Genomic DNA, 3,957 nt, shown 5'->3' on the forward strand with positions numbered 1-3,957 from the left:
GTCGGGGACGGCGCGCTAGTGGTCGGCCCGGAGGGTGGGTTCGGCCCGGACGACCGTGTCGGTCGCCGAGTCGGGGATGAAGTCGACGACGAAGGCGTACGGTTCGAGGGCGGACTCGGGCACCTCGCCGGACTCGCCGAACGCGGCGATCTCCCCCCAGCACGGTGCGCCGAGCGAGCCGCTGCGGTGCCGGACCGACAGGCCCGCGCACAGGTTGGCGAACCGCAGCCGCTCCGCGAGCGGGAGGCCGGCGAGCGTCCCGAACAGGAACCCGGCGCCGAACACGTCGCCCGCTCCGGTCGCGTCGAGCGGCCGCACCGGCAGGGCGTCGGTCTCGGCGACCTCGCCGGTCGCCGAGTCGATCGCGATGGCGCCCGCGCCGCCGCGCTTGACGACGACGACCGGGACCCGCCCGGAAAGGGCGCGGGCCGCGTCCTCCGGGGTGGTCGTGCGGGTGTAGGCCATGGCCTCGACGGCGTTGGGCAGGAACACGTCCACGTGCTCCAGCCGGTCGAGGACCTCGCTGGACCACGTCTCGGTGGCGTCCCAGCCGATGTCGGCGAACACCGCGGCGCCCGCCCGGCGCATCTCCTTCGCCCAGCCCGGCACCGGATGCTCGATGTCGACGAAGCAGGCGCGCGCGGCCGGCGGCGGGGAGCCGAGCACCGCCTCCGCGTCGCCCGTCTCGCCGGGATCGAGGTCCGGCAGGGGCCTGGCGTAGGTGACCATGCTGCGGTCGGAGTCGTAGGCGAGCGACACCGTGACCGGGGTGGGCCAGCCCTTGATGCGGCGGGAGTGCCCGAGGTCGATGCCCTCCTGCTCGGCGAGCGTCCGCCACAGGTAGGAGCCGAACATGTCGTCGCCGAACGGGGCCGCGAGCCCGACCCGCAGGCCGAGCCGGCTCATCGCCACCGCGATGTTGGCGGCGCCGCCGGGCGCCGAGCCGAGCCCCTCGGTGAACATCTCGGTCCCGGGCGGCGGCAGCCCCGGCAGCCCGGTGAAGATCATGTCCATGAAGACCTGGCCGCTCAGGAAGACGTCCAGCCCGGGCGCCGGGCCGGGGTCGTCCCCGCCGCGCAGCAGCTCGCCCGCCGGGACGCGCTCGGTGCACGGGTCGGCCAGGGAGGGCTCGGGCGGCTGCCCGGGGGCCGCGGCCTCGCCGGTCGCGGGACGGTCCACGGGCGGGCTCCCGTCCAGGATTTCCACTGTCATGACGACTCCTCACGGGAGAAGACGGCGGCGACCTCGGGGATCCGGTCGATGTAGCCGTCGAGCAGCTGCCGGCCGATCCGCGCCGAGTCGACCAGGGGGTGCAGGGCGAAGGCCTTGGCGGCCTCGGTCCGCGAACCGGTCACGGCCGCGCCGACGGTCAGCCGCTCGACGGCCTTGACCTGCTGCATGAGCCCGGCCTGGTGCAGGTCGGGCTGGTCGAGGGGAAGCGGGTGCACGCCGCGGGCGTCGACGGTGACGGGCACCTCGACGACCGCGTCCGGGGGCAGCGCGGTGACGGTCTCACCGTTCCGCACGTTGAGGATCATGCTGGCGGGCTCGTCGCGGCTGATCGCGGCCATCACGTTCAGCGCGACCCTGGCGTAGCCCTCCTCGGCGGGGTCGATGCCGGAGTGGTCGTCGAGCGCCTCGCCGGTCCGGGCGCCCTTCATCTCGGCCATGTAGCTCGCGCTGCGGGAGGCGACCGTCTCGCGCCACAGCTCCATGGCCGCGCCGCCGGACGCCGCCGCGATCCGCTCGTAGAACGCCTCCTGCTGCTTGAGCAGGAACTCGCCGCGCGTCTGCGGCGCGTCCAGGGTGGCGCGGACCGCCTCCCGATTGAAGTAGTAGTAGTACAGGTACTCGTTGGGGATGAGGCCGAGGTCGCGCAGCCACTCGCGGCCGAAGACGACGCCCTCCTCCAGGTTGCCGAGCAGGTCGTCGTCGGCCAGCAGGCGGGGCAGGACGTCCTCGCCGTCGTGCAGGACGCGGCGCATCCAGCCGAGGTGGTTCAGGCCGACGTAGTCGAGCCGGATCCGGTCCGGGTCCAGGCCGAGCGCGGCGGCCACCCGCATGCCGAGGCCGGACGGGGTGTCGCAGATCCCGAGCACCCGGTCGCCGAGGACGCCCTGCATCGCCTCGGTGATCATCCCGGCGGGGTTGGTGAAGTTGATGACGTAGGCGTCCGGCGCGAGCGCCTTCACGCGATGCGCGATGTCGAGCATCACGGGGATGGTGCGCAGCCCGTAGGCGATGCCGCCGGGGCCGGTGGTCTCCTGGCCGAGCACGTTCAGGTCCAGCGCCACGCGCTCGTCGCACACCCGCCCCCGCAGGCCGCCCACCCGGACGGCGGCGAAGACGAAGTCGGCGCCTTCCAGCGCCTCGTCGAGCCCGGTGCTGGTGAACACGCGCGGCGCGTCCTCGGCACCGCCGGCGAGGGCCGCGAGGACCTCCGCCATCCCCGCCAGCCGGCCGGCGTCGGAGTCCTGCAGCCAGACCTCCTCGATGCGCGGGGAGCCTGGGTCGCGCAGCAGGGCCTGGTACACGTAGGGCACCCGGAACCCGCCACCGCCGAGAATGGCCAGCTTCATGCGATGTACACCTTTCCGCCCGCCTCCCGGCAGACCTCCAGAGTCCGGGGGTCGGCCCCGGCCGTCGTGACCAGTGCGTCGACGCGGTCGAGCGAGCACACCCGCAGCGAGCCGGTGCCGGGGAACTTCGCCTCGGAGGCGACCAGCACCACCCGGTCCGCCGACTCCAGCATCGCCTGCTTGATCGGCGTCTCGACCTCCATGTCGTCCATGACGTGGCCGTCGGGCCGCACCCCGGTGCAGCTCAGGAACACCAGGTCGGCACGGACCTGGCGGAGCGCGGTCTCGGTGAGCGAGCCGACGAGCGAGAGGTAGTTGCGCCGCACGACGCCGCCGAGCAGGCACAGCCGGACGGCGTCGTCGTCGCGCAGTTCGTCCAGCACGGCCAGGTTGGCGGTGATGACGGTGACGGGACGCCCGCGCAGGTGCCGGGCGAGGAGCCGGGTGCTGGTGCCGATGTCGAGGACCACGACCATGTCGTCCTCCACCAGCTCCGCCGCCCGTTCCGCGACCGCCGCCTTCTCGGCGCTGTCGTGCTCGGCCGACGCCGCGAACGAGATCTCCGGCGCCGCCGGGCGCGGGGAGAGCGCCGCTCCCCCGTAGGTGCGCAGTAGCTCGCCGTTGCGGTCGAGCACGTCGAGGTCGCGGCGGATCGTGGACTCGCTGACCTGGAGGGTCTCGGCCAGCTCCCGCACGGAGGCGGCGCCCTTGGCACGCAGGGACGACACGATCTGCGCCCGTCGGATGCTCGATGTCACGCGGTGGAACGTAACACCGCTGCTCGACATCCGTCATCACCCCGGCGGAAACCTGCGCGAAGTCCGTCATTCACTTCTCTGACGTGCGCGGATCCGGTCAGGGGCCCAGTGAAGTCAGCGGTCGCTGTCGAGGGCCCGGAACGTTCCACAGGCACCGGGGCCGGAGCGTCCGGGGCGGCGCACCGGTTGTCAGGACGAAGGGTCAAATCGAGACAAAAAGGGCTCTTGACCCGTGCATAATTTCGACCTTAAATCATGATGTGAAATAACGCGCGTGCTCTGAGGGCCCCCGCTCACCCCCCACGCGAAGGAGATGCGCATGCATCCCGTCCCACCCCGAGAACCGTCCAGAAGAGCCTGGCCGGCCGCCGTCTTCACCCTGCTGCTCGCCGTCGCGCTCGCCGTTCCCGCACCGGCCGGACGTGCCGCAGCGGCGGCCTGCGGCTCGTCGGACGCGGCACTGAACCGGCCCGCGACCGCCTCTTCCACCGAGAACGCGTCCTTCCCCGCCTCCGCCGCCGTCGACGGCGATCCCGCGACCCGCTGGTCGAGCGCCTTCGGCGATCCGCAATGGATCCAGGTCGACCTCGGCACCGTCCAGGACGTCTGCCAGATCGTCC

At 72.8% G+C, this 3,957-nt stretch carries 4 protein-coding genes; 1 reads left to right on the forward strand and 3 read right to left on the reverse strand.

The features are described from left to right. Positions 1–15 precede the first annotated feature (15 nt). Genes AB0C69_RS39260 through AB0C69_RS39270 form a run of 3 tightly spaced genes read right to left on the reverse strand, consistent with a single transcriptional unit; the run spans position 16 to position 3,337 of the window. Complete coding sequence (locus tag AB0C69_RS39260; protein WP_345180607.1) at positions 16–1,212, reverse strand: carbohydrate kinase family protein; 1,197 nt, start codon at positions 1,210–1,212, stop codon at positions 16–18. Continuing rightward, positions 1,209–2,579 carry a 6-phospho-beta-glucosidase gene (locus AB0C69_RS39265; RefSeq protein ID WP_345180605.1) on the reverse strand — a complete coding sequence of 457 codons (1,371 nt, stop codon included), beginning with the start codon at positions 2,577–2,579 and terminating at the stop codon, positions 1,209–1,211. Before AB0C69_RS39265 ends, AB0C69_RS39260 begins: the two co-directional genes overlap by 4 nt. Continuing rightward, positions 2,576–3,337, reverse strand: a complete 762-nt coding sequence (locus tag AB0C69_RS39270) for a DeoR/GlpR family DNA-binding transcription regulator (protein WP_345180603.1) — start codon at positions 3,335–3,337, stop codon at positions 2,576–2,578. The genes AB0C69_RS39265 and AB0C69_RS39270 overlap by 4 nt, the downstream gene beginning before the upstream one ends. A gap of 319 nt (positions 3,338–3,656) precedes the next feature. Here AB0C69_RS39270 and AB0C69_RS39275 point away from each other — a divergent pair. Then, the coding region (locus AB0C69_RS39275; RefSeq protein ID WP_360361280.1) for a discoidin domain-containing protein at positions 3,657–3,957 on the forward strand (301 nt) is incomplete at its 3' end.

The organism is Actinomadura sp. NPDC048032 (genome assembly GCF_040653175.1).
Classification (GTDB): Bacteria; Actinomycetota; Actinomycetes; order Streptosporangiales; family Streptosporangiaceae; genus Spirillospora; species Spirillospora verrucosospora.

Bases quoted from the DNA above. Each gene is read 5' to 3' on its own strand.
- AB0C69_RS39260 (WP_345180607.1), bottom strand. From the start codon at position 1,212: ATGACAGTGGAAATCCTGGACGGGAGCCCGCCCGTGGACCGTCCCGCG.
- AB0C69_RS39265 (WP_345180605.1), bottom strand. From the start codon at position 2,579: ATGAAGCTGGCCATTCTCGGCGGTGGCGGGTTCCGGGTGCCCTACGTG.